Raw genomic sequence first — 23,305 nt, 5'->3', positions numbered from 1 at the left:
AAAATGAAACTTACATTTTTTTCTGATCAGCGCATTTATGAAACAATGTTGCAGTTGAAACACATTACTTCCGGTTCAACCGATAGGAAAAACCGGAAGAATATTACGGCATCCCGCGACCTTATCAATGATCCATAAACTATCCTTGAAATGGCGAGGTGAATGTCTCCGACTAGAACAGTTCACCGTATTTTCGATACCCTAAAGATCGCCACGTTCATTAAGAGTAGAGATTTTTTCTTTGCATATCGATTCAACGAGTTGGAGGAGCACAGTTATCCTTCCTATCAACCAAACAAGTTCATCGCCCGAGACACTGTAGTGAGGAGAATAGCGTGCCTCGACATAGGCGCGATCCAGTCGCTCGAATGCCCGCCTTGACAACTTGCTGTCGCGAGGCCAGGCCTCTACCAGTAGAGGCGAAACACCTTCCGCAAACGACCGCAAGCTCTTCAGCCTATGAGATTTCGGACTGTAAGATGTTAGAACTAAAAGAGCGCAGTGGTAGAGTTTTTCGACAGTCTGATGGAGATCAAAAGCGCCGTTTTTATTATATCCTCTGTTTATTGCCTCCTGAGCCATCTCAAAGCGCTCAGACGCGCTGGTAAACCAATTCTCAAAATGGGCATTTGCGACGCTGGATGTTTCCTTGTCGTTTAGTAAGCTAAGTTTGCCGAACGGATGCCCGGCTTCCTCATACAGCATCCGCCCATCACGCACGACATCAACGAAAAATGGCCTGCCCCGCGCGAGTTGATCATTGACGTCATGCAACGTGTGGACGATCACGTTGGTCGGCGTTTGCAACGTCTTGGTGATCGTCAGTTCCCGCAGAATTCGCTCTGATACGTGATGCCAGAGCTCGTTGTCTTCGCCGACCGTTTTGACATTGACCACAACGAGAATATCGTAATCGGATCGATAGCCACTCTTGCGGTCTTCGACCCAATCGCCGCGAGCATATGATCCAAATAAAATGACCTTCAGGATCCGCCCCGAGCGCTTCTTTTCAGAGAGCTTGGTCTGCTGCGCCGCATCGAATTCCGCGAAGATGATTTTGAGAACGCGGCCGAGCTCCCGTCTCTTCCTGATCGGGAGATGACCGAGCGCTTCATCAAGATGGTCGTCTTTACCTTCCAAAATCCATTCTTTCCCGTCTAGACGCCCGTTCCTCGGCAAAGCAGTCAGGCATGTCTCAAGTCCCATAGGCTTTGTCGACCAATAGGATGCGTGAATCGCCTGCTTCACTCACCTTTCATAGTCTCTATCATATCCGTCGTCGCGCGCCCTATGCGGCCCTTGTGCGATCGAGGCCTTTTCCGATCCATTTCTCTCCCGATCGGAACCGTTGGGGCGCCGTCGCTCTCCAGATTCTCCGAACCGAGCCTGCGAGTGTTGATGGAATTGCTCGACAGGCGCCGATTGTGATCCGTCGCTTTTCGGGGGATAGGCCACCTGATCGCGAGCATCGGCATTTCCTGGTGAGCCCCAATGCGCGAGACGGGCAATGTCCGTCTCGAGGCTACGCCTCACATCATCTTTAGCAGTCCGCGCGCTGTCAGATCGTGATTTTCCGGTCCCGAACACGGCCTTTATCGCCCTTTGTCGATATGACGGAGAACTTTCAGATGACGCGGACTGTTCTTGCTCCCGCGCTGCCAGTCTGGCCTCGCCCTGTTTCACTTCTTCGCTATGGCGCTTGCTCGACCTCTCTACATTGTCCTCTCTCCCGGCGCCTGCGGCATCGATCGGTTGTCTGCTGACCATCGGTTTGGCCTCCCCTTTCTGGCTTAGTTCCTTCCCCTGACGCTGTCCGGTAGCCGCCTCGAACCCAAGCGCTTCAAATCTCGACAAGATGCGCTGCGAAAATTGGCGGCCGACCGGTGACCCGCTGCCATTGGCGATCTCAAGCCATAGCTTCTGGGATGCAATTGCGCGGCTCTTTGCGACCTCGCCTCGGTTAAGACGAGCTTCATCCGATCGTTTGGCGTCATAGCGGCGCTGAGCCGCAACACTTGTGCCTTGATGTTGGGTGCGTCCCAGCGTCCCGATCGGTTTTACATCCCGATAACCGAAGGCGGGTGCAGACAGCATTTCATGACGATGGGTCAGCTCCATTGCCATGCCGTGATTGCGCGCTGCCTCGGCGAAATTGCGGCGCCAGCGATTTAGATCGTCGATCCATACCGCCAAGCGATCACCATAGCTCGACCTTGTCGCGACGACGACATGGGCATGCAGATGCGGCCTTCTTCCGCCTTTATGTTGAGATTTCGGATCACTCTCGGGGGAATGGATGGCAAAGACATAACGATAGCCTTGAAACTCCTGTGCCAAGAATTGGCGAAGCGCCGGTTCAAAAGATGCAGATCTACCTTTTTCTGATCCAGAGACGATCAAATGCAGCGTATCGCGCGGCGATCGGCTTCCGAGCTTAGAACGCCAGTCCTGCTGCATGATCTGCTTTGCCTGAGCCTTATCCCCAATCGGTCTGCCGTTGTGATCAAAGGTCGCGTGTGGATTGCGCTGAACGAGATCATCCAATGCGCTCGCAGCATGACGCAGGCCATGCTGCGTCGCCTTGAGGACGATCGAAGCTGATAACGCGCGATTGCCGAGAGAAAAACGGAGGCGGGTGTCGAGTGCAGCATTCGCCTTATCATCAACGGACAGGCGGCCCTGACTTGGTGAGAGAAGGACCACAAGCGCTTCGATCCTGACTTGATGAGCGGATGCTGCAACTGCGATAGCAAAGGTTCGATCGCCGAAGAGATCACGGACCACCGACAGGTTCTGATCCAATGAAGGGACGGTCGCCGCCCGCCAAACGATGTCAATTTTAAACAGGCCGACATCCTTGCTCTTTTCAGCATCTCGAAAGAGCGGCGACCAGTCTCTTGCGAGATCGGCGGCAACATGTCGCCCGGAAAGATCGCGCCCGGTTTCAGTCTCGACGGGAAGACGCCCATCTCGTGATATGTAAGAGATGAGCCGTTGCGTCCCTGCCCCACCGCCAAATCCGGCAACTTTGATGACTGCGGGCGTTGCGCCGTTCGCCATCCTGGCGAACCGCGTCAATCTGGCCTGGTGGCTCTCGGGCGCATTGTGTCCGCTTAAGGCCACAGATGAGTTCCGTGTTTCGTTCCAGAATGCACGCCGGCCGGTCTTTTTCCACCATGCGTCGAGTTCGCGGCCCGACGCACTGATTTCAGCGATCACGGATGAGCGGCGGCTGAGCCAGTCATTCACCAATCCAGAGGCCAATTCAGGCACCGGCACCTCCTCTTGATGAACGTGCGGGGAATTTTGCCAGGCCTAGAATTTCCACGCTCAACGCGGCGATCGCCTGCTGCATCGCAAGAATACTGTCCTTAACCTCTTCACTTGAGAAATTCCGGTCGCGGTTCAACGCAATCAAGATCGCCGTCAGGTTAAAACCTTCCTGCTTCAGCTCATCGCGCAGATAAAGCAGCAGACGCCGGTCGTCATCCGAGTAGAAACCACAAGCCCCGACAGCCTCAAGTGCCGCCGACCTGACAAAGTCCGACACCGGCAGGTGATGGCGGCCCGCGATTTCGACAATGCTCGCAAGCTCGCTCTCACTTGCCCGCACGGAGATCACCTTATTTCGACGTCTCGCCATAACGTCTCCCAGCCGCATCTCAAGCTTTGGGCCTGCGCGATATCCCTTCACCGGACCCACCGACAATCCAATGCGACAGACTATCACGTTTATCGATCTCTATGCAAAAATAATACATAATTCGTATCCATCGATTATGCGCCGGAGACGTTCCTTTTCGGGTAAAGCTATGAGACATAACCATAACAATACGTACTCCACATGGCTGTGGAAAATTTCAGACTATAAAATCTATATCCTGGATGAGGAAAGTTTGCACGCCATTGCGTGCCGACCCGCGCGACGTCGCGGTTCGCACTGCGATTCGCCGCGCCCACCCCCTACTGCGTCTGACCGCGAAGGCGTCGATGTCGCCGCCTCCCGAACAACCAGAAATAGAACATTCCACGTCCGCTCAAATATTAGACAAGCAAAACTCACCTCAGACCGGCATAAAATATCGGCACAGCTCGCCTCACAATGCATCTAAAGAGTGCATCAACACCTCCAGAAATACTCCAGAATACGATATTTAACCAATTATTAATTTCGCCGCTGACAAGGATATAATTGTGCGCTATTGGGTAATTCATAGTCTATCGCAATAATAGGCCAACAATGGTTTCTTTGAGTATCTTACACACGGAAGCTACCGAGCGCCCATTGCCAGTTGAGTCTGGCAAGGCTTACAGTGACGTTAGCATTCGTGCGCCAAAATCTTGGCAAATGGCGTCGAAAAGGGCGATCGACGTGGTGATTTCCTGCGTCGCACTGATTATCTTGCTGCCCGTGCTTTTGCTGGTCGCTGCAGCAATCAAGATCGACAGCAAAGGACCGGTTCTGTTTTACCAGAAGCGCTGGGGGCGAAACTGCGAGGAAATCAAGGTCTATAAATTCCGCTCGATGTATGTCGATCGTGGCGATGCGAGCGGCGTTGCGCAAACGGTGGTTGACGATCCCCGCGTGACCCGCGTCGGTCGACTTATCCGACGACTGAACATTGACGAACTGCCGCAGCTTCTGAATGTCTTGAAAGGCGACATGTCGCTTGTCGGCCCTCGTTGCCACGCGCTCGGTATGCTTGCTGCCGGCGTTCCTTACGAAGAACTGGTGCCGCAATATCACCTTCGCCATGCGATGCGGCCTGGCATGACCGGGCTTGCTCAGATGCGGGGGCTTCGCGGTCCAACGGATCGCGCCTCAAAGGCACGGGCACGGATCGCCTGCGACCTCCACTATGTCTCCAATTTCTCTCTCCGGCTTGATCTTTTGATCATCGCTGGGACGATCTATTCGGAACTTCGCGGTGGCAAGGGCTTTTGAGAGCGTCTGATTTCCGTGACAGCTAAGGGCTGCCATGGCGGCTCTTTGTTGACTTGCAAGCCTCACGGCGCAGTTTTTTTGACAAGGCTTGCACGGCGCCAATTCCCCCAGGATTTTAACGCTATATTCAAAATACACTTTGGTTGGCGGCCTGATCGGCTACAGACATAGACTGACGGCAACTGGAAGGTTAGCGCATGAAGTTCGGCACGAGCGGTCTTAGAGGCCTGGTTGTAGATCTCGAAGGCCGGGCCAGCGCGCTCTATGCCCAGGCATTTGCCGAGCATCTCTTTGAAAGCGGCTTGGCAAAGCCCGGTGATCGCGTTCTCGTCGGCCGGGATCTGCGTCCGTCCAGTCCATCGATTGTGGCAACCTGTATTGGAGCCTTGCGTCGCGCCGGTCTCACGCCCATCGACTGCGGCGATGTTGCAACGCCCGTTCTCGCCCTTTACGGGCTCAAAATCGGGGCTCCGTCTTTGATGATCACCGGGTCACATATTCCCGCCGACCGCAACGGGATAAAATTCTACCGCGCCGATGGCGAGATCGACAAAGGCGATGAGCAGAAAATTTCGGCGATCGCGGCAGTTCTCGAAAAGACCGATATCGATGCAACGGCCGGTGACAGCCCCTCGGCAAAAGACAGCGCCATCACTTTGTTTAAGGAACGTGTGCGCAGTGTGTTGCCAAGCAAGGCACTTTCCGGCCTCAGATTTGGCGTTTACCAGCATTCCACGGTTGCCCGGGAGCTGCTGGCCGAGACGCTCGGCTATTATGGCGCTGACGTCGTTGAGCTTGGCTATTCCGACACATTCATCCCCGTCGACACGGAAGCCGTATCAGTCGAGACGATCGCGCAACTGGCAGCTTGGGCAGAGGAACACCAACTTGACGGGATCGTGTCCGCGGATGGCGACGGTGATCGCCCGCTCGTTGCCGACGAAACAGGGACGCCGTTGCGTGGCGATCTTCTTGGGCTGGTTGCGGCCCGTGCGCTCGGTGCAAAAATTGTCGTCACACCCGTTACGTCAAATTCAGGTATCGAGGCCAGCGGAACATTCGAGGTCGTGCGAACCAAGGTCGGCTCCCCCTTTGTCATCGCCGGCATGCAGGAGGCGCTTAGCAGAGCGCAGACCGGTGTCATGGGATTTGAGGCCAATGGCGGCTTGCTGACGGCATCCAATTTTAACGTGCCGGGCGGAGCGCTTACACCTTTACCAACACGCGACAGCTTCGTTCCTATTTTGATGGTTCTGGGGTTTGCGGCGAGCCAAAGGCTGCCGCTGTCGTGCCTTGCAGGCGAGTTCAAACTGCCTTTTGCGGCAGCGGACCGGCTGGAGAATTTTCCGGTCGAGAACAGTTCCGCCTTGATGACCCATCTGCGCCAGTCGCCAGACAATATCGCGGCGTTTCTGGCACCGCTCGGCGCCGTCGTTGACCTCAACGATACAGACGGTTTGAGGGCGTTTCTGGCCGACGGTTCGATCGTTCACCTGCGCCCATCCGGGAATGCGCCGGAAATGCGCTGTTATGTGGAGGCAAGAACCGAGACAGAAGCTCAAAGGCTTCTGTCCGAGAGCCTTGAACTCGTTCGGCAATTTGTCATTGAATAAGAATATAGCGGCGCGTTGCGTGTGAATGGAGAGCGTAATGAGTGACAAGATCGTTCCAGTGATTATGGCAGGCGGCAAGGGCACGCGCCTGTGGCCGCTCTCCAGAGCGAGCGCGCCGAAACAGTTTATTCAATTCGTTGGCGACAGAACGCTTTTCCAAGCGACGCTTGATCGCGTATCGGATGCGGCGCTCTATACCGCCCCGATCGTCATCACCAATGAGGATTTTCGTTTTCTTGTCGCCGAACAGGCACGGGAACTCGGCATCGAATTGTCGGGTGTTCTTTTGGAACCGTCGGCACGCAATACGGCACCAGCAGTTGCTGCGGCCGCAAGCTTTGCAATGAAGACTTTCGGTGCCGATGCGATCATCCAGGTTCTGGCATCGGACCATGAAATCATTGCCGATGACCGTTATTTCGAGGCGATCGGGACGGCACATAAGACAGCACTTTCGGGCAAATTGGTCACGTTTGGGATAGCCCCGACGGAGCCCGCAACGGGATACGGCTATATCGAAGTCGGGGAGCGCCTCGCCACTGGCGCCAATGCGGTCAAACGCTTCGTCGAGAAGCCGAATGGAAAGATTGCCCAAGAGATGCTTTCCGCCGGCGGCTATGTGTGGAATTCGGGCATATTCATGTTTGGCGCCAAACGCGTCCTCGATGAGATCAAGGAATATGCGCCGGCCGTCGTCGGTGCTGCCGTCGAGGCTGTGCAAAATGCCAAGGCCGATCTCGACTTCATCCGCCTTGATGCTGCAGCTTTCGATAAGGCACCCAATATTTCGATCGATTATGCGGTTATGGAAAAGACGAAGGATGCTGCGGTCGTTCCTGCATCTTTTGTTTGGTCCGACATGGGAAGCTGGGACGCGGTTTGGAAGCTTGGCACCCAGGATCCCTCGGGAAACGTGGTCTTGGGCAAGACAACGTTGGTCAACACCAAAAATTCTCTGGTCGTCTCCAGACACAGCCACCTTGCCGTCCAGGGACTGGAGGGCGTTGCGGTGATCGCCAGTGAGGATGCGGTCTATGTGGGACGCCTCGACGAAAGCCAGAATGTCGGCGCCTTGGTCAAGCAGCTCGCCGCAGCAAAGGCAACAGCACCTTTAACCGAGACCCATCCGACGTCATACCGCCCATGGGGTGGTTATACGTCCATCCTCAATGGCGACCGCTTCCAGGTGAAGCGGCTCTTTGTCACGCCGGGAAAGAAGCTGTCGCTGCAAAAGCATCATCACCGTTCGGAACATTGGATTTGCGTCAAGGGGACAGCGGAAGTGACGATCGGCGATGAGATCAAGATCGTGCGCGAAAACGAATCTGTCTATATTCCTCAAGGAGAAGTTCATCGTCTTGCCAATCCTGGCAAGATCATGCTCGAGATGATCGAGGTCCAGACGGGCTCCTATCTCGGAGAAGACGACATCATCCGTATTGTCGACGAGTTCGGGCGCGGCTAAGGCAAATGGGCTGAGCGCTTGCGCGTCGGCCGGCTGGCTTCTGGCCAGCTTTTAAAAAGGAAGATAGTACAATGCGTATTGTAATGGTCGGATCAGGTTATGTCGGCCTCGTTTCAGGTGCGTGCTTTGCCGATTTCGGCCACACGGTGATTTGCGTCGACAAGGCAGCGGAGAAGATCGAAGCCTTGAAAAATGGCATGATGCCAATTTTCGAGCCGGGGCTTGATCAGCTCGTTGAGAGCAATGTCAAAGCCAACCGCCTGTCATTTACCACAGATCTTGCAGACGCGGTTGCTGACGCCGATGTAGTCTTCATAGCGGTGGGCACCCCGTCGCGGCGCGGCGACGGCCATGCTGATCTTGGTTATGTCTATGCTGCCGCTCGCGAGATCGCAGCCGCGATCCAGGGCTTTACCGTGGTCGTAACCAAGTCGACCGTTCCGGTCGGCACCGGCGACGAAGTCGAGCGGATCATCCGCGAAGAAAACCCGCAGGCTGATTTCGCGGTTGTGTCCAACCCTGAATTTCTCCGTGAAGGCGCTGCGATCGACGATTTCAAGCGCCCTGACCGTATCGTTGTCGGCCTGACCGACGAGCGAGCTCGCGGGGTGATGACGGAAGTCTACCGTCCGCTTTACCTCAACCAGTCCCCTCTCCTGTTTACCGGCCGACGCACCTCTGAGCTGATCAAATATGCCGCCAATGGCTTTTTGGCGATGAAGATCACCTTCATCAATGAAATTGCCGATTTGTGCGAGCGTGTCGGCGCCGATGTCCAAGATGTCTCACGAGGTATCGGCCTTGACGGCCGTATCGGCTCAAAGTTCCTGCATGCCGGTCCCGGCTATGGCGGTTCATGCTTCCCCAAGGATACGCTGGCCCTTGCAAAGACCGCGCAAGATAGTGAGAGCCCCGTTCGTCTGATCGAGACGACGATTGCAGTCAACGACAATCGAAAGCGCGCCATGGGCCGTAAGGTCATTGCCGCGATGGGAGGCGATGTCCGGGGCAAGAAGATTGCGGTATTTGGCCTGACATTCAAGCCGAATACGGACGACATGCGCGACAGCCCGGCGATCGCCGTCATTCAGACGCTGAAAGACGCAGGGGCGATTGTTGCAGGTTATGATCCTGAAGGGATGGAAAATGCCAAGCAGCTCCTTGATATCGAGTTTACGAGTGGCCCCTATGAGGCAGCTGAAAATGCTGACGCCGCCGTTCTCGTCACGGAGTGGAACGAGTTTAGAGCACTCGATCTGGCACGACTGAAGTCTGCAATGCGATCACCGATCCTTGTCGACCTTCGCAATGTCTATCGCAAATCCGAACTTGAGGCTCACGGTTTCGACTATACGGGCGTCGGCAAAGCATCCGATCTGTGATCGCCGCTATTAAAAGGACGACCGAAACGCGTGAGACAAACAAAAAGGGGGCCTCAAGGGCCCCCTTCGTCTTGAGCGTGATCGCTTAGGCAGCGAGTTGCTGGTCGTTGCGGCGGCGCTTTGCCCAATAGGCTACGCCGAGCATTGCAAGTGCACCGAGACCTGCCCCAGCTTCGGGGCCGGGAACAGCGGTGACTGGCATGTTGTAGTCAGCAACTTTCGAGGCGCTCGTCCACAAGAACGATTGAGTGTAGGCCGTACTTGTGTCCGCTACTGTCTGAAAAATCTGGCCGTAGACCAAACCCTTGCTGGCCGAGGTGGTGAAATCCCAGTCGTCCCCATAGGTAGTATCGAAGACTGTCTTCCACGCGGTCAGCCAGGAGTTCATCAAGCTATTCGCCACTGTATAATCGGAGGCGGGTTGGCTTGCGTCTTCGTACGCTGGCGCAGCGAGAGCAGGCGTAGTAAATGCCAGCGCCGCCACGAAAGCGAGATGCTTAACTTTCATCAAACTCTCCTTTCGGAATAAAATGTTACCGCATGGTAATTTATCTATTAAAAGGTGGATTCTGTCCAGTCACTTCAACTATCATTGACGCAAAGAAACTTCCTTTTTTTAAAAAAAACATCACTTTACCGCACCTGCGTAGAATCTTTCAGTATTTCCATATTAGAAAAATCTTTCTTTTTATCCGATATTTATATTTTCACATCGATCGGCATCGTATTATTCGCGTGGCTCTGGCTTTGCCTTCAGCGGACTAAAGTTCCTGCATATTCAAGCTCACCGCGGCGACTGTCTCAGTTGGAGATCGAGATCGGCGTCGCCTGCGAGGTGATGATAGGCCGAATCGTTGCTTTAATATCCAGCAATCAAACAGATGAGGTTATCGCGTTAAGGAACTACTCACCAATGTCTTTGACCAATTCATACCCCTTCTTCGCTACAACCCTAGCCAAACAGGGAGGGTATGATGGAAAGCCTAGCCGTCACGTCGCGCATGATCGAAAGCGTATTCTTCAGCCAAGAGGATGGACAACTTCAGATCCGCTTTCGAAACGGCGAGACGCGCCGCTTCACCGGCGTGCCGCAAGAAGAGGCGATCGCCCTTTGCCAGTCTCCGTCACCGGGCCAACACTATCTCGATTGTATCCGATCGCAGTTCTCGCGTGTCGCTGCATAAACTCGACGAGACGATGATGGACCGAAAAGCGACGCGCCATGAACGGGCGTAGATGCCAATATCGGCCCGCCCGCGGTGAGGCACGAGATCCAGAGTGCCCCGCAAATGACAATAGCCAGCACAACGGGCCGGAACCGCATTGATGAGGGTAGGCGCGACAGAGACAATGAATGGTGTGGCCGCAAGCTTTAACGAGGTCTGACTACCGACCGGCTTGCGCGATCATTGGGATGGTAATCGATATAGGGACCGCGATGGCGGGAGCCTACGCCGTGCATTTCTCCGATAACCTGCGCCTATTCCTGGCGAGTAGCACGAACCTTCGGGTTCCTTTTCTTTCAGCGCAAATCGGATCGGTCAGGACGAACTGCCTGCATGGGTGGCAACAGGAGGAGGACCTCTACTGATCCTGACCCACCACCCATGAAAATCTTGGAAAGGTCGCGGCATCTTCCGATCCAAACTCGCGCCTTGAACTGTGGCCATACCGTTATGCTCGGTTTGTCGGCCTGCATTTTTCAGTCATACATGAAACCCGGGCTGCCGGTTTCTATCTTGCCGGGGTGAGCCCGTCGGCTCAGCCGCTAAGCGACATCTCAACAATCCAGCCCGGGCCGTTCAAGCGCAGCATAATTTCCGCCTCCCCTGCCCGGTATATGTCGCATTCCGGGTGTTTCAGGAAGTATCCATGCCCCACCTCAAGACTGCGACGCAACACAGAGCATAAACATCACCAGACAGCATATAATTATGTATCAAATTGATACATAATCCATTTAAGCGCCGTTACATTAACACTGGAATCAATTATTACTTATTTACATTGTCGACTTTTCGATACCGTTGTGCATATTTACCTTCCATTAATGATTAAAGGAGGGATTAATGATCATTAAAATGTATCTGGCAGCAGCTATATTGGCTGGCGGACTTTCGGCACAAGCGTCTGCGGCCGAAGCCGTCGTCAATGGAGGCTTTGACGGGGTCTTGTCCCCTGAATGGAGCTTTTCGCGCGTCTCCAACCGCGTCGCGTCGACCATCAGCAACACGGGAGTTGTGGATACAATCTTGCCGGGTAGCAGCACGCTCAGTCAGTCCATCTATTTGACTGCGGGCAATTATAACTTCGACTTCACCGGCTTTTTCCTCGGAAGCACGACTGTACTGAAATACTCGATCGACAGTCTTGTTTCGGGGAAACTGACCGGCTCGGAGATCGCCGGCTCGAAGAGCTATGGTTTTTCGGTCGCAACCGAAGGCTTTTATGATCTGACATTTAAGGCTTTGGCTGGCGGTTCTTTGGCTGCATTTGCAGCCGTCGACAACGTATCGGTAAGTTCGGTGACGGCTGTTCCAGGGCCTGAGGCGGGTGCGGGACTTGGTGCGCTGGCGCTCGGTGGCGTTGCAATGTGGGCCAAGCGGCGCCAACAGGCAAAGGCATTGACATCCTAAACTGGCGGCGAGGGTCGTATGGGCGCCGTTACTGGTGCTTTGAACAGGCGCAAACCTCGCCTCCTTCCCTTTCTTCTTGGCCGGCCGATAGATTCGGTCGGCTTTTCTTTAGTGCCTGCACTTCGCTGCGGCCAACTGTTCTGGATTGGAAGCGCCGGAAGCCAGCCGACTTATTATCTACCCAACCCAGCTTCCATCGCAGCCATTCGGCCAGTGTTCTTGCAATTTTTCGGCCGGGATGCCCAGCTGCCGACAGACGTCGCAGATCGCATCTGAAGGTTCAATAGGTTCAGGCTGCCACAGCCCGTCCAATAGGCGCCTGCCTCATCGCTCCATCGAGCGACTGCACCAGCGATGGTCCACCCCTCTTTTGCAGTTGCTGACTTTGTCAGCCGGCGTCCAAATTAGGGAAAATACTTAGACCGGCTTCACTATGTGCGTGATACTCTTGTGGTCACGAGTAATGACTGCGTTCAGGAAGGCATGGCATTGGCAGGATCTCGATATCGAGGTGGTTCCGATATGACCTTGCCTCGACCGGCGAAACGTTGGCCTTTGGCGCTCTTTGTGTGCATGGCCATCGCCGCAGTCGTCGGAACCTCCTTATTGGCCAATGATCGCCGCAATATCCGGCAATTGGCACGCTTTCTTGGCATTGAGCTTCCCGCACCGTCACCCCCGGTGAAGATCGGCATTGTTTCGAAAGAGACGACATTAAGGAGATCCATGTGGCCATGGATATCCTATCGGCATACGCCAAGTCGTCTTTCCTCCGTTATACCAGCAACCCAGATGTGCGATTCTCTGGCAAAGGATGGCCAGGAAGAACCCCGCTTCATGTCCTCCGAGCAAGGCGGCTGGGACTGCTCCATGCTCCTGCAGGGACTTGATCAGCGCCAAAGGACGTCACTTTTCCTCCAGGCAAGAGGTCGAACATTCGCGGCGGCAAGCGAAGTCAGGGTGAAGTTCAGCCTCAATGGTGTCGATATGGACGACAATCTGATAAAGGCAGCCTTCCATTTTATCCATGTCGCCACGGGCGACAGAGACGCCCCACCGTCAACCGGCAGGATGCAACAAAAGCTCACACATTTGGAAGATTTCTATCGCCTGGAGGGCAATTATGTCTTCACGTTCCGCAGGGAGATCCAAGACACTGATCGATATAATTTGATCGCACTGGAGCGAAGGGTCGACTTGGACGTTGAGCAATTGCGCTTTCCGACGACCCGACCACATACAACAGGTGCACGAAAAGGCGACCGTCTATCAACGTTTCTTTCACAACGACGCAAAGAATCGGTTGGCAACCGCTGAAAGGCAAAGAGCCATAGTTATGTTTTAACCCTCTTTTAGCCTCGCGCTTTCCATTGTGAGACGAGCAAGAGCCAAATTGGGCAAAAGTGTATGCGTAATCTGATGGGTTGGGTCAAAAGACGACAGGAGGTTCTGGTACCTGCGCCTTTGCGTCGGCGCCTTGACCTCGGTGACGCTCGCCCCCTCTTCGCGATCTATGCCATCGGCGATGTGCACGGCTGTCTGAAGGAACTCAAAGATGCTGAGGAGCGCATCGCGCGAGACATGGATCAACTGGGTCGGTCGGGCCTTGTGGTCTTATTGGGTGACTATATCGATCGTGGCCCCATGTCAGCTCAGGTCATCGAGCATCTTTTGACGCCGAGCGATTTCGGTTTCAGGCGGCTTGCCTTATGTGGAAACCATGACGATATTTTCATCAAATTTTTAGCCGCGCCAGAACAATATATGCAATGGCTGGAACTTGGCGGCCAACAGACGCTGTCGTCCTACGGGATTGATCCCCACCAGCTCGATTTTTCGAAAAGAGGCCGCGACAAGCTCCAACAAATATTTGCAGCCAACGTGCCACCGCGCCATTTGGATTTTCTGTCCAACCTGCCGATTTCGCTCAAGGTTGGCGACTTCCTTTTCGTCCATGCCGGCCTACGGCCGAAAGTTATGTTGGACGAACAGACAGACGAAGACCTAATGTGGATCAGGGAGCCATTTCTATCATCAGGCTGGGGCGGTCCGGGCCTCGTCATTCACGGTCATACGCCACAACCTCAACCAAGCTTTGGCCCCGGCCGTATCGGGATCGACACAGGTGCCTTCTATACTGGCAATCTTACAGTGCTAAAGCTCTTTCAGAATGAGAAAAGCTTTATATAGCAACTGTTTCCGGGTTGGGTTCGGATGGCTCCATAATGCCGTATTTGAGGATCAACGTCACCATAATCGTCGACGACACCGCGACGTGGCCTCCCACTCGATAGCTTCGGCGAATTAATTGCTGCGGTGACGTCGGTCCATCTCGCTGGACTGGGCGCCTTCACCTCGCCCGCGGTGATCGTGGGGCGGGATCGCTGTCATGATCGGACGCATTTTATGGCCTCCTCCTATCTTCTTAACGGCGAAAAAGACGATGAGGGAGCAGGCCGATCTCAGGATGAACGCAAGTCTAGGAAAACTATATGATCATGAGCGGGCTCGCTACGAGTGCTTTGCCAGAAAAATCGCTGCAAAGCCCCGCTAGACTTTAGAAACCGTACCCGCCCGAAGGGACAATCACCTTGACCCTCGATATGAGACGGCTCTCGCACACGAGCGCGTCGGTGCACAGAGATCTTTCATGGGAAGGCACCTACGAACTTTGGTAGAGAAAATAGCGCCAATCATGAAGTTCAAAACGGAAGCAGATTTCGCAGCATCAGCAACAGTGGCAATTGAGGCCGGGTTCCGTCGAATTGCCCTTGAATCTGGCAGGGTTTGTTCACCATATCGCTTCACCCGCCGCAAAGGTTCGGGTGGGATAATAGGGCCTCATTCAAGAGGTCCCTATGACGTCTCGTCTTCGCAATATGATCATGGTTTTCGGCGTATCGATCCTGATGTGGGTCACAATCGTGCATGGCACGATGCTGGCCTATACAGGTCTCGCCGGTTCATCAACGGATACAATGACAACGGCGAGCGTGTCCAAGTAGTGGCTCGCGCCAATAGCGAGTTCGAGACATCGCCAAGCGCCCGCATCGCATTTTGTAATCTTGCGCAAACAGCAAGAAAAAGCTCCGGGCAGGTTATCCCGCCCGAAGCCATAGTATCGATCAGACGAGATCGAAGCGATCGGCGTTCATCACCTTGACCCAGGCCGAGACGAAGTCCCTGACGAACTTTTCCTTCGCATCCGACTGTGCATAGATTTCGGCGATCGCACGAAGCTGTGAGTGCGAACCGAATATCAGGTCGACGCGCGTTGCCGTCCATTTCAGATCGCCGGACTGGCGGTCACGGCCTTCATAGACGCCCTTTTCGCCTTCCTTGGGTGCCCAGACTGTCGCCATATCGAGCAGGTTGACGAAGAAGTCGTTGGTCAGCGCCTCCGGCTTGTCGGTGAACACTCCATGTTGCGGAGCGCCAGCCTTCAGCACCCGCAGGCCACCGAGAAGCGCCGTCATCTGCGGTGCCGTCAGCGTCAGAAGCTGCGCACGGTCGACCAGCGCCTCTTCGGGCTGCAGGAACTGCATCTTCTTGACGTTGACATAGTTGCGGAAGGCGTCGATGCGGGGTTCAAGCGCTGCGAAGGATGCGACATCGGTCTGTTCCTGCGAGGCGTCGGTGCGGCCCGGCGTGAAAGGCACGACGACGCTGTGGCCGGCGGCCTTGGCTGCCTTCTCGACGCCAGCGGCACCGGCGAGCACGATCAGGTCGGCCAGCGAGATCTGCTTGCCGCCGGCATTGGCGGCGTTGAAACCCTGCTGGATGCCTTCGAGCACGCCTAAAACCTTGGCGAGCTGTTCCGGCTGGTTGGCTTCCCAGTTCTTTTGCGGCTCAAGGCGAATGCGGGCGCCATTGGCACCGCCGCGCTTGTCGGAACCACGGAAGCTCGAGGCAGACGCCCAGGCGGTCGAGATCAGTTCCTGCACGGTAAGGCCCGTTGCCAGAACCTTTTCCTTGAGGCTTGCAATATCGGCATCATCGACCAGCGGATGCTCGACCGGCGGAATGACATCCTGCCAGATCAGGTCTTCGGCCGGCACTTCCGGGCCGAGATAGCGCACCTTCGGCCCCATGTCGCGGTGGGTCAGCTTGAACCAGGCGCGGGCGAAAGCGTCGGCGAACTCGGCCGGGTTCTCGTAGAAGCGACGGGAGATCTTTTCGTAGATCGGGTCGAAGCGCAGCGCGAGGTCCGAGGTGAGCATGGTCGGGCGGTGCTTCTTAGCGCTGTCGAAGGCATCCGGAACGGAGGCATCGGCATCCTTCGCCACCCATTGATGGGCGCCGGCCGGGCTCTTGGTCAGCTCCCATTCGAACGCGAAGAGATTTTCGAAGAAGTAATTGCTCCACCGCGTCGGGGTCTGCGACCAGGTGACTTCGAGGCCACTGCCGATCGCATCGGTGCCGACACCGCTATTGAACTTGCTCGACCAGCCGAGACCCTGCGCTTCGAGTTCGCCGCCTTCCGGATCGATACCGACAAAGGACGGATCACCGGCGCCATGGGTCTTGCCGAAAGTGTGGCCGCCGGCGATGAGGGCGACGGTTTCCTCGTCGTTCATCGCCATGCGGGCGAAGGTGTCGCGGATGTCGCGGGCGGATGCGAGCGGATCCGGATTGCCGTTCGGACCCTCCGGGTTAACGTAGATGAGGCCCATCTGAACGGCGCCAAGAGGCTCCGCCAGCTGGCGTTCGCCGCTATAGCGCTCGTCGCCCAGCCACGTGCCTTCGGGGCCCCAATAGAGCTCTTCCGGTTCCCAGACATCGGCGCGGCCGCCGGCAAAGCCGAAGGTCTTGAAGCCCATCGATTCCAGCGCGACATTGCCGGTCAGGATCATCAGGTCGGCCCAGGAGATCTTGTTGCCGTATTTCTGCTTGATCGGCCAGAGAAGGCGGCGGGCCTTGTCGAGGTTGACGTTGTCCGGCCAGCTGTTGAGGGGCGCAAACCGCTGCTGGCCCATGCCAGCGCCACCGCGACCGTCGGTGATGCGGTAGGTCCCGGCCGAATGCCAGGCCATGCGGATGAACAGGCCGCCATAGTGGCCGAAGTCGGCCGGCCACCAATCCTGGCTGTCGGTCATCAGTGCGGTGAGATCCTGCTTGACGGCCGCAAGGTCGAGCTTCTTGAACTCTTCGGCATAGTTAAAGCCCTTGCCCATCGGATCGGAAAGCGACGAATGGGCATGCAGCATCTGCACGTTGAGCTGGTTTGGCCACCAGTCACGATTGCTACGGCCGCGCGGTGTCGCACCATGTGCGACAGGACACTTGCCGGCGTTTTCGCTTGATTTCGCATCCATGATTTTTCTCCTTCCAAAATGCGCTCGGTGATGCGGACGGTCATGACACACGTCCGCATGGACGCCGATGAGGCTTAAGCTGGTGCACAACCTCGTCTGGACAAATCAAATATCGGCATTGAACGATAATTTTAATTCTTCTTTTTAAATCGCCTCAATTGCATTTTCTTATCGACGCCATCCCGTCATGTCTCCGTGAGGGGCAGAGGCTGATTTTGAGGTAAGGGACGGTGTGCCATGAGCCAACCGTTAGCCTTGATGCACAGTCCCTCGGATGACCAACTATATCTCGGCGTTACCGGAGAGTTTCATCGACATAATATTGATGGATTTTCATCCAATTCACGGTCATTGTGCATTCGTTAACCAAACATTGCGTGAGGATTTACGATGAATAAGCTTCAGTGCCTCGCCTTTATATTTGCATCCGCATTCATATCCCCTGCATACGCGGCAACCAGCACGGAGGTTGCGAGCCAAACACTTTCCGTGAGCTCGCCCACATTGCGACCTGTCACCAATTCCAGCGCATCCATCATCTTTCTGGATACAGGAACTTACAGTATTGACCTCCTCGTCACACAGACCCTTACAGGCCTTTCGGGAGGTTATTCGTACTTGTGGGAGATTAGCAGAGCGACAAATGCCTATCTCGGTACAGTCGCCAATTTGAGAGATCCACTTTTACCCGGTCAACCTTCAACTCTCAACTCCACCTTCACGGTGGAAGATGGCGCCGCGGTCAAATATGCATGGTTCTATAGTGTCGGAGCTGCAAACACGACCGCTACGATGACGACGACAATCTCGAAAATCACCGCCGTTCCCGGCCCCGAAGCCGGGACAGGTGCCGGTGCGCTCGCACTTGGCGGGGGATTTCTGATATTGAGACATCGACGCAGGAACCAAGCAATTCCGGGATGACAATGATCGCGAGCATTGCCGGCGATTATTCAGTCGCCGGCAATAGCCAATCTCCTCGTTTTACGCCATTTTTGAGAAGAAAATCGGCGCCCCATTTTGCTGCAATTTCTCTAGATCGTGTGCAGCGGAAGGGCAACTCAGAGAGCCCCACCGTTTCCTTAGGATCGCGGCTAGACATCGTTCTGTGCAATCGCCAAAGGCGATTGCACAGAGGCTGGACTGGCACAAAGATATCGCGCCTGCCAACTGCCCGAGCTGCGGACGACACCCATGGGCAGCCAGATCCCTGCCAAAGCAAGACGGAGGGCTGCCCATGTCAGAGTATGACGGGCACATCCTCTCGGCATAAGGCTTAAGGCATAAACAGGGCCGAACATTGCGCTTTTGTTGCGCCTTCGAGAAGGGTCATAAGCAGCCAACGGCAAGATACTGCACATGGCTATGACAGCTACGCCCAGCGACCTGGCCATAAAAGACGAGTCTGCGGTTCACCGTGTGCCTGATTTTAAGAGGAGGCTGAGCTCCTCTCAAGGCCGGAGTCAATGCCCTAAAGCCACCGATCTTGCTCGATCACACCGCCGGCCCAATCAGCTACTTGTGTTTTGTGTCCATCGCTTCCTGCCGCTAGCGTCGTTGAAAAATCAACACGACGGGCGCTGCTGTAATGCCGTTCCTGTGTCTTTCACCTTAACCTTAAGGCGTAACCAAGCCGCGATGAAACATTTCAGTTTGCCGGGTGACTGGCGCATATAAATCAAAATTGGCTCATTTGGAGCATTGAACCTTTCAACGGTCGCGACATGATTTATCAGAAGCTCAAGTCATCGATGCTCCATCACGTAGAATATGACGAACAGGATCATGTGCTTGCCGTCTATTTTCGCATCGGTAAGGTACGCCTATTTTCGGATGTGCCCCGCGAAGTCTTTGACAGACTGAGCCGAGCTTGGTCACCAGGGCGATTCTATCTCAGAAAAATTCGCCCGAAATACCCACGTAGAGAAACGTAACGTTTGATCTCGTAAACCAGTGGGGACCCTAACCCAAGTGCATCACGGCCGATTTAAAGGTTAGGGTGTAAACGTCTCCCGGGCAAGGCAACCGCAAACAACTCCCCGGCCGGCGCCGGCCATAGCTATTGAGGGCGAGGATCATCTGCTGGGCTGATATGTCGAGTATCCCGCCGCTTTCTCAGCCATCACACCAAGATGATTAAACTTGTAGATATGCTCCTAAATCTTGCCTAACGCCAACATGATAGTCTTCTAATAAATTGTGGAGACATCAATGGCACTGCTAAACGTTGAGCAAATTGAAGCTCGTTTTTCGACCCGCCGCCTTGCTCTTTGGGTAATTGCGCCGTTGGCAGTCGCCGGCTATCTGCTCGCACTTTTCGTAATCCTGATAGTGCTGACACCTTTGTCTGTCTTGCCATTTGCAAAGGCGAAGGCAGGTGAGAGCGATGAGGCCGACCGGTACATCGATTGGTGAAATACGTTTGCGCCTCTATGGCCTTCAAAAGCTTGAGCGGACGGGAGCCGACGCTTGTCGATTGGCCTTGGAGGGTAAGTGATCACCAAAGTGGGGATACAAGTCCATGTCAAACAGCGCCGGTCGCTCCCGTCGCGTTTGTGCCAACCGCATCTTGAGAGGCAGGCGCCACGCCGTGACGTTGACGAATAGGTCAATAACAACATGGCGGTTATGACTGCGGATCAGCCTTTACTTTCTGAAAGAATACGCCAATCTTTTTACATTAGCTCCGCAAAGGAATTGGTGTCATGAATCTATTCAACCTAACGGCTGTAGCGGCCATCACTCTGTACACACAGGCTCAGGCCGCTGACACAGTCCATTACCCGCCCCAGCCGGCGGCACAGGATAGCCGCTACGCAACCCGTCCGGCGCATTACTCTGGCGTGGATGATTGCGAACTGCTTCGCATCGACTAACGGAGCCCCAACCCTAACTACCAGCAGATTGTAAACATATGCAGTTCAGCGCCTGCCGATCTAACGCCTGAGTCCGATCTGCCAAACTTGAATCATCCGTCAACGATGCGATAGGCAAAGGCGACTGCGTAAATACGTGATCGTTGGCAGGTCCTGCGGCCCCATTGGCCAGTTGTTCTGAAATGTATCGCGGATTTCGATCATCGGCATTGCGTGTGGTCGTGGGTATGCCCAGCACAATGTCTCATCCAGAGTGGCGGCTTGGCATCAGTCATAAATCAATCTATTAAAAATAGTAGATTTCATCATCTCAAATAATTAACTATCGTCTCACGTGCAATGGCTGTCTAATTGACTACTGTGATCGAAGCGCGAGAGAAATAGTTTGGCCTACACTATTGCTTTGTCCTTTTATGTTTTCACCGTAATATTGGCTTTGACAGCGACTGTGCTGGAGGCGCGGGGTTCGCGCATTGCATCCGACCGCGATCGGCTCGAAGGGCTGATACTATCGGCCTTTTGGCCGCTATTGGTTGTCGCGGTGATACTCAGATTAGGAACAAACAGTACGTCTCTGACAAATGAGGTCACAGTCCAAACGGAACGGCAGCCGCAATCACCGCTGTGACTGGCGTTTGATGCGTTCTGCGGATCGATCCAACGCGTCCGCTGATAAATTAGTTACTGCTGTCTCATAAAAATACGAGGTAGCATAACGGTGATAGTCAGGCTAAGAGACCGCACCATCGATAAGCGCCCGATATGTATCTTGCCGCCGATCGAACATTCTTCTTACCACCGTTCCGGCGCGACCCAACCCTTCCGCATAAGAAGATCGTCGTTTGCCCTGGTTTCGGCCGACACAACAGCCAGTCAGCGTCGGGTCTGAAACCGATACCAGATTTCGATAAAGGGTCTGGCGATCGGGCCGAACAGCGCCAGTGCCGCAATCGAGGCGGTAAAATAGACCCGCGCCGAGCGTCGATCGATGCCACGGACGATGCGGGCAGCAATCTCGCCGGCCGGCCGCGGCCTGATCTGTCCCATCAACAGTTCGGCCTCTTTCGGGCGGGCCTGCAATTCGCGTTGAAGCTGGGGCGTATCGGTATCGGGCGGGAAGCAGATGCCGACCGAGACGCCCGTTCCGACCGCTTCGAGCCGCAAGGCATCGGCAAAGCCGACCAGCGCGGCCTTGGAGGCGCAATAGGCGGAATAGGCGGGCAAGCCGATGAAGGCCGCGGCAGACGAGACAATCATGATGCGCCCCTCGCCCCGCGCCCGCATGCCGGGATAGACTTTCCGCACCGTATTTATGACGCCGGAGAAATTGGTCTGCCACTGGGCGTCGAAGACATCGGCTTGCTGCGCGTAAAACCAGCCGGGCTCGACCACGCCGGCAGAGGCAACGAGAATATCGCAGAGGTCGAAAGCGGCTTCGCAGGCGGCAAGGGCGGACGAGAGTTCGTCATCCTTGCCGGTATCGGCGCTTGCGGTGAAGACATGCGCGGTCGACGACGAAACACTCTCAATCGCCTGGCGGGCAGCCTCAAGCCTTACGGGATCGCGGGCGATCAGCGAGACCTGAGCGCCGCGCGCCGCATAGGCTCTGGCGACTTCCAGCCCTATGCCGCTCGATCCTCCGGTGACGACGACATGCATGGCCGCCCCCGCCTCAGCTGTTCGGCGTCTGAAGCAGCGGCGAAAGCTGCATCATCTTTTCCATGTCGAGCGATGCGAGGCCGAAATTCTTCTCCTGAAGCGCCTTCAGCCGGCGCGCGGTCGCTTCCACCGCATGGCGGATCTGCTCGTCGGTATGGTTGCAGGTAATGAAGAAGCGCAGCCTTGCCATGCCTTCCGGCACCGCCGGATGGATGATCGGCAGCGCGTTGACGCCGTCTTCCAGAAGTTCGTTCGACAATTGCACGGCGCGCAGGGAATCGCCGACGATTACCGGCACGACCGAAAAACCAACGCTGAGGCCCGTATCGAGACCGGCCTTGCGGGCCTCTTCAAGAAACAATGCACCATTGCGATGCAGCTTCTCGGTGCGCTCGGGTTCGGAGCGGAGAATATCGAGCCCGGTCTTGGCGGCGGCGGCGAGAACCGGGGCCAGTCCGACGCTGTAGACGAAGCCGCCGGCCTCGGCCTTGAGGATGTCGGCCAGCGCCTGCGAGCCGGCGATATAGCCGCCGCAGCTTGAGGTCGTCTTCGACAGGGTGCCCATCCACAGGTCGACCTCCTGCGGATCGATGCCGAAATGTTCGAATGTGCCCCTGCCAGTCTGGCCCAGAACGCCGAGCGCATGGGCTTCGTCGACCATCAGCCAGAAGCCGTAACGGCTGCGCAACTCGACAAGCTTCGGCAGGTCGGCGATATCGCCATCCATGGAATAGACGCCCTCAACGATGACGAGAACCCGGCGGAACTCCGAGGACAGCGTCTTCAAAACCGTTTCGAGATTGTCGACATCGTTATGGCGGAACAGGCGCCGGGTGGCACCCGACTGCTTGATGCCGGCCAGCGCGCTGTTGTGGATGAACTCGTCATGGATGACGAGATCCTGCGGGCCGATGATCGTGCTGATTGCCGCGACATTGGTGAGATAGCCGCTGACGAAACAGACGGCCGCCTCGACCCCGTAGACGCCGGCAAGGGCAGCCTCGAGCTCGGTATGGACCGGACGTTCGCCGGCAACGAGGCGGCTCGCGGAAGCGGAAATACCGTAGCGGTCGATCGCTTCCTTGGCGCGGCTCGTCACCAGGGGATCGGTATTGGTGCCGAGATAGTCGTAGGATGCGAAATTGGCAAAGGTCCTGCCGGCCATGACCGTCGAGGCACCGGCCGCCTGGTCATGCGACCGGTAGAAGGGATTGGCGACGCCGATCAGTTCGCCCACCTTCCGCTGTGTCAGAACCCGCTGGTACTCCGGCAACTGGTCGAATTTCGGCGCCTGGCGAACGGGCGCCTGCGGCTGGCGGTTCAATCGGGCCTCACGATTGCGGCCCGAGGTTTCGCTCGTCTGCCGCATCTGATCGAGGAAGCCGCGCTTGGCGCCTCCCGCGGAAGGCGCCAT

General features: G+C 55.7%; 19 protein-coding genes. 12 read left to right on the top strand and 7 right to left on the bottom strand.

What is annotated here, in order from left to right:
* Positions 1-201 precede the first annotated feature (201 nt).
* The 3 genes from NCHU2750_RS05910 to NCHU2750_RS05900 are packed head-to-tail and all read right to left on the bottom strand — an operon-like array spanning position 202 to position 3,643.
* Positions 202-1,248: a HEPN domain-containing protein gene (locus tag NCHU2750_RS05910; protein WP_245480346.1), complete on the bottom strand. Its 1,047-nt coding sequence runs from the start codon at positions 1,246-1,248 to the stop codon at positions 202-204.
* Positions 1,249-3,273 (bottom strand): hypothetical protein, encoded by a 2,025-nt coding sequence (locus tag NCHU2750_RS05905; protein WP_119939602.1) that lies wholly within the window; start codon positions 3,271-3,273, stop codon positions 1,249-1,251. It lies immediately after the preceding gene.
* Positions 3,266-3,643: a plasmid mobilization protein gene (locus tag NCHU2750_RS05900; RefSeq protein WP_119939601.1), complete on the bottom strand. Its 378-nt coding sequence runs from the start codon at positions 3,641-3,643 to the stop codon at positions 3,266-3,268. The genes NCHU2750_RS05905 and NCHU2750_RS05900 overlap by 8 nt, the downstream gene beginning before the upstream one ends.
* A 597-nt stretch (positions 3,644-4,240) precedes the next feature.
* On the opposite strand from NCHU2750_RS05900, the gene NCHU2750_RS05895 reads away from it, so the two are divergent.
* From NCHU2750_RS05895 to NCHU2750_RS05880, 4 genes are all read left to right on the top strand, one after another.
* The gene (locus NCHU2750_RS05895; protein WP_119939600.1) at positions 4,241-4,945 is read left to right on the top strand and encodes a sugar transferase; all 705 of its coding nucleotides are present in this window, start codon (positions 4,241-4,243) and stop codon (positions 4,943-4,945) included.
* Between the two features lie 197 nt (positions 4,946-5,142).
* On the top strand, positions 5,143-6,558 hold the full coding sequence (locus NCHU2750_RS05890) for a phosphomannomutase (protein WP_119939599.1): 1,416 nt from the start codon (positions 5,143-5,145) through the stop codon (positions 6,556-6,558).
* A gap of 37 nt (positions 6,559-6,595) precedes the next feature.
* On the top strand, positions 6,596-8,023 hold the full coding sequence (locus NCHU2750_RS05885; protein ID WP_119939598.1) for a mannose-1-phosphate guanylyltransferase/mannose-6-phosphate isomerase: 1,428 nt from the start codon (positions 6,596-6,598) through the stop codon (positions 8,021-8,023).
* A 71-nt stretch (positions 8,024-8,094) separates the two neighbouring features.
* Positions 8,095-9,405 (top strand): UDP-glucose dehydrogenase family protein, encoded by a 1,311-nt coding sequence (locus tag NCHU2750_RS05880; RefSeq protein ID WP_119939597.1) that lies wholly within the window; start codon positions 8,095-8,097, stop codon positions 9,403-9,405.
* An 85-nt stretch (positions 9,406-9,490) separates the two neighbouring features.
* On the opposite strand, the gene NCHU2750_RS05875 is transcribed toward NCHU2750_RS05880, so the two are convergent.
* Positions 9,491-9,913: a hypothetical protein gene (locus NCHU2750_RS05875; protein WP_119939596.1), complete on the bottom strand. Its 423-nt coding sequence runs from the start codon at positions 9,911-9,913 to the stop codon at positions 9,491-9,493.
* Positions 9,914-10,376: 463 nt separating this feature from the next.
* Here NCHU2750_RS05875 and NCHU2750_RS05870 point away from each other — a divergent pair, with 463 nt between their 5' ends.
* The 5 genes from NCHU2750_RS05870 to NCHU2750_RS30365 all read left to right on the top strand — a co-directional run bounded on the left by NCHU2750_RS05870 (position 10,377) and on the right by NCHU2750_RS30365 (position 15,046).
* Entirely contained in the window at positions 10,377-10,589 is a 213-nt protein-coding gene (locus NCHU2750_RS05870) for a KTSC domain-containing protein (protein ID WP_502703824.1), read from the top strand.
* 885 nt (positions 10,590-11,474) lie between these two features.
* On the top strand, positions 11,475-12,041 hold the full coding sequence (locus tag NCHU2750_RS05860; protein ID WP_162939505.1) for a hypothetical protein: 567 nt from the start codon (positions 11,475-11,477) through the stop codon (positions 12,039-12,041).
* 573 nt (positions 12,042-12,614) lie between these two features.
* Positions 12,615-13,358, top strand: a complete 744-nt coding sequence (locus tag NCHU2750_RS30370; protein WP_162939504.1) for a DUF6030 family protein — start codon at positions 12,615-12,617, stop codon at positions 13,356-13,358.
* A 90-nt stretch (positions 13,359-13,448) separates the two neighbouring features.
* Complete coding sequence (locus tag NCHU2750_RS05850) at positions 13,449-14,231, top strand: metallophosphoesterase family protein (RefSeq protein WP_119939591.1); 783 nt, start codon at positions 13,449-13,451, stop codon at positions 14,229-14,231.
* A 668-nt stretch (positions 14,232-14,899) separates the two neighbouring features.
* The gene (locus NCHU2750_RS30365) at positions 14,900-15,046 is read left to right on the top strand and encodes a hypothetical protein (protein ID WP_162939503.1); all 147 of its coding nucleotides are present in this window, start codon (positions 14,900-14,902) and stop codon (positions 15,044-15,046) included.
* Between the two features lie 120 nt (positions 15,047-15,166).
* On the opposite strand, the gene katG is transcribed toward NCHU2750_RS30365, so the two are convergent.
* Entirely contained in the window at positions 15,167-17,356 is a 2,190-nt protein-coding gene (katG, locus tag NCHU2750_RS05845; protein WP_119939590.1) for a catalase/peroxidase HPI, read from the bottom strand.
* Between the two features lie 390 nt (positions 17,357-17,746).
* Between katG and NCHU2750_RS30360 the strand changes: the two genes are divergently transcribed.
* The 3 genes from NCHU2750_RS30360 to NCHU2750_RS05830 all read left to right on the top strand — a co-directional run bounded on the left by NCHU2750_RS30360 (position 17,747) and on the right by NCHU2750_RS05830 (position 19,771).
* A complete protein-coding gene (locus NCHU2750_RS30360) occupies positions 17,747-18,280 on the top strand; it encodes a hypothetical protein (RefSeq protein WP_162939502.1) in 534 nt (177 codons plus the stop codon).
* Positions 18,281-19,080: 800 nt separating this feature from the next.
* Complete coding sequence (locus NCHU2750_RS31270; protein ID WP_119939589.1) at positions 19,081-19,290, top strand: KTSC domain-containing protein; 210 nt, start codon at positions 19,081-19,083, stop codon at positions 19,288-19,290.
* Between the two features lie 277 nt (positions 19,291-19,567).
* Positions 19,568-19,771, top strand: a complete 204-nt coding sequence (locus tag NCHU2750_RS05830) for a hypothetical protein (RefSeq protein ID WP_119939588.1) — start codon at positions 19,568-19,570, stop codon at positions 19,769-19,771.
* A gap of 1,334 nt (positions 19,772-21,105) precedes the next feature.
* Here NCHU2750_RS05830 and NCHU2750_RS05825 read toward each other — a convergent pair.
* Positions 21,106-21,891, bottom strand: coding sequence for an SDR family NAD(P)-dependent oxidoreductase (locus NCHU2750_RS05825; protein ID WP_119939587.1), 786 nt, complete (start codon positions 21,889-21,891; stop codon positions 21,106-21,108).
* Between the two features lie 13 nt (positions 21,892-21,904).
* Positions 21,905-23,305 (bottom strand): aminotransferase class I/II-fold pyridoxal phosphate-dependent enzyme, encoded by a 1,401-nt coding sequence (locus tag NCHU2750_RS05820; RefSeq protein WP_119943016.1) that lies wholly within the window; start codon positions 23,303-23,305, stop codon positions 21,905-21,907.

It is taken from the genome of Neorhizobium sp. NCHU2750, assembly GCF_003597675.1.
In the GTDB taxonomy this organism is placed as follows: Bacteria; Pseudomonadota; Alphaproteobacteria; order Rhizobiales; family Rhizobiaceae; genus Neorhizobium.
The sequence above is the reverse complement of the archived record's forward strand: the minus strand, read 5'-3'. Positions and strand labels throughout refer to the sequence as shown.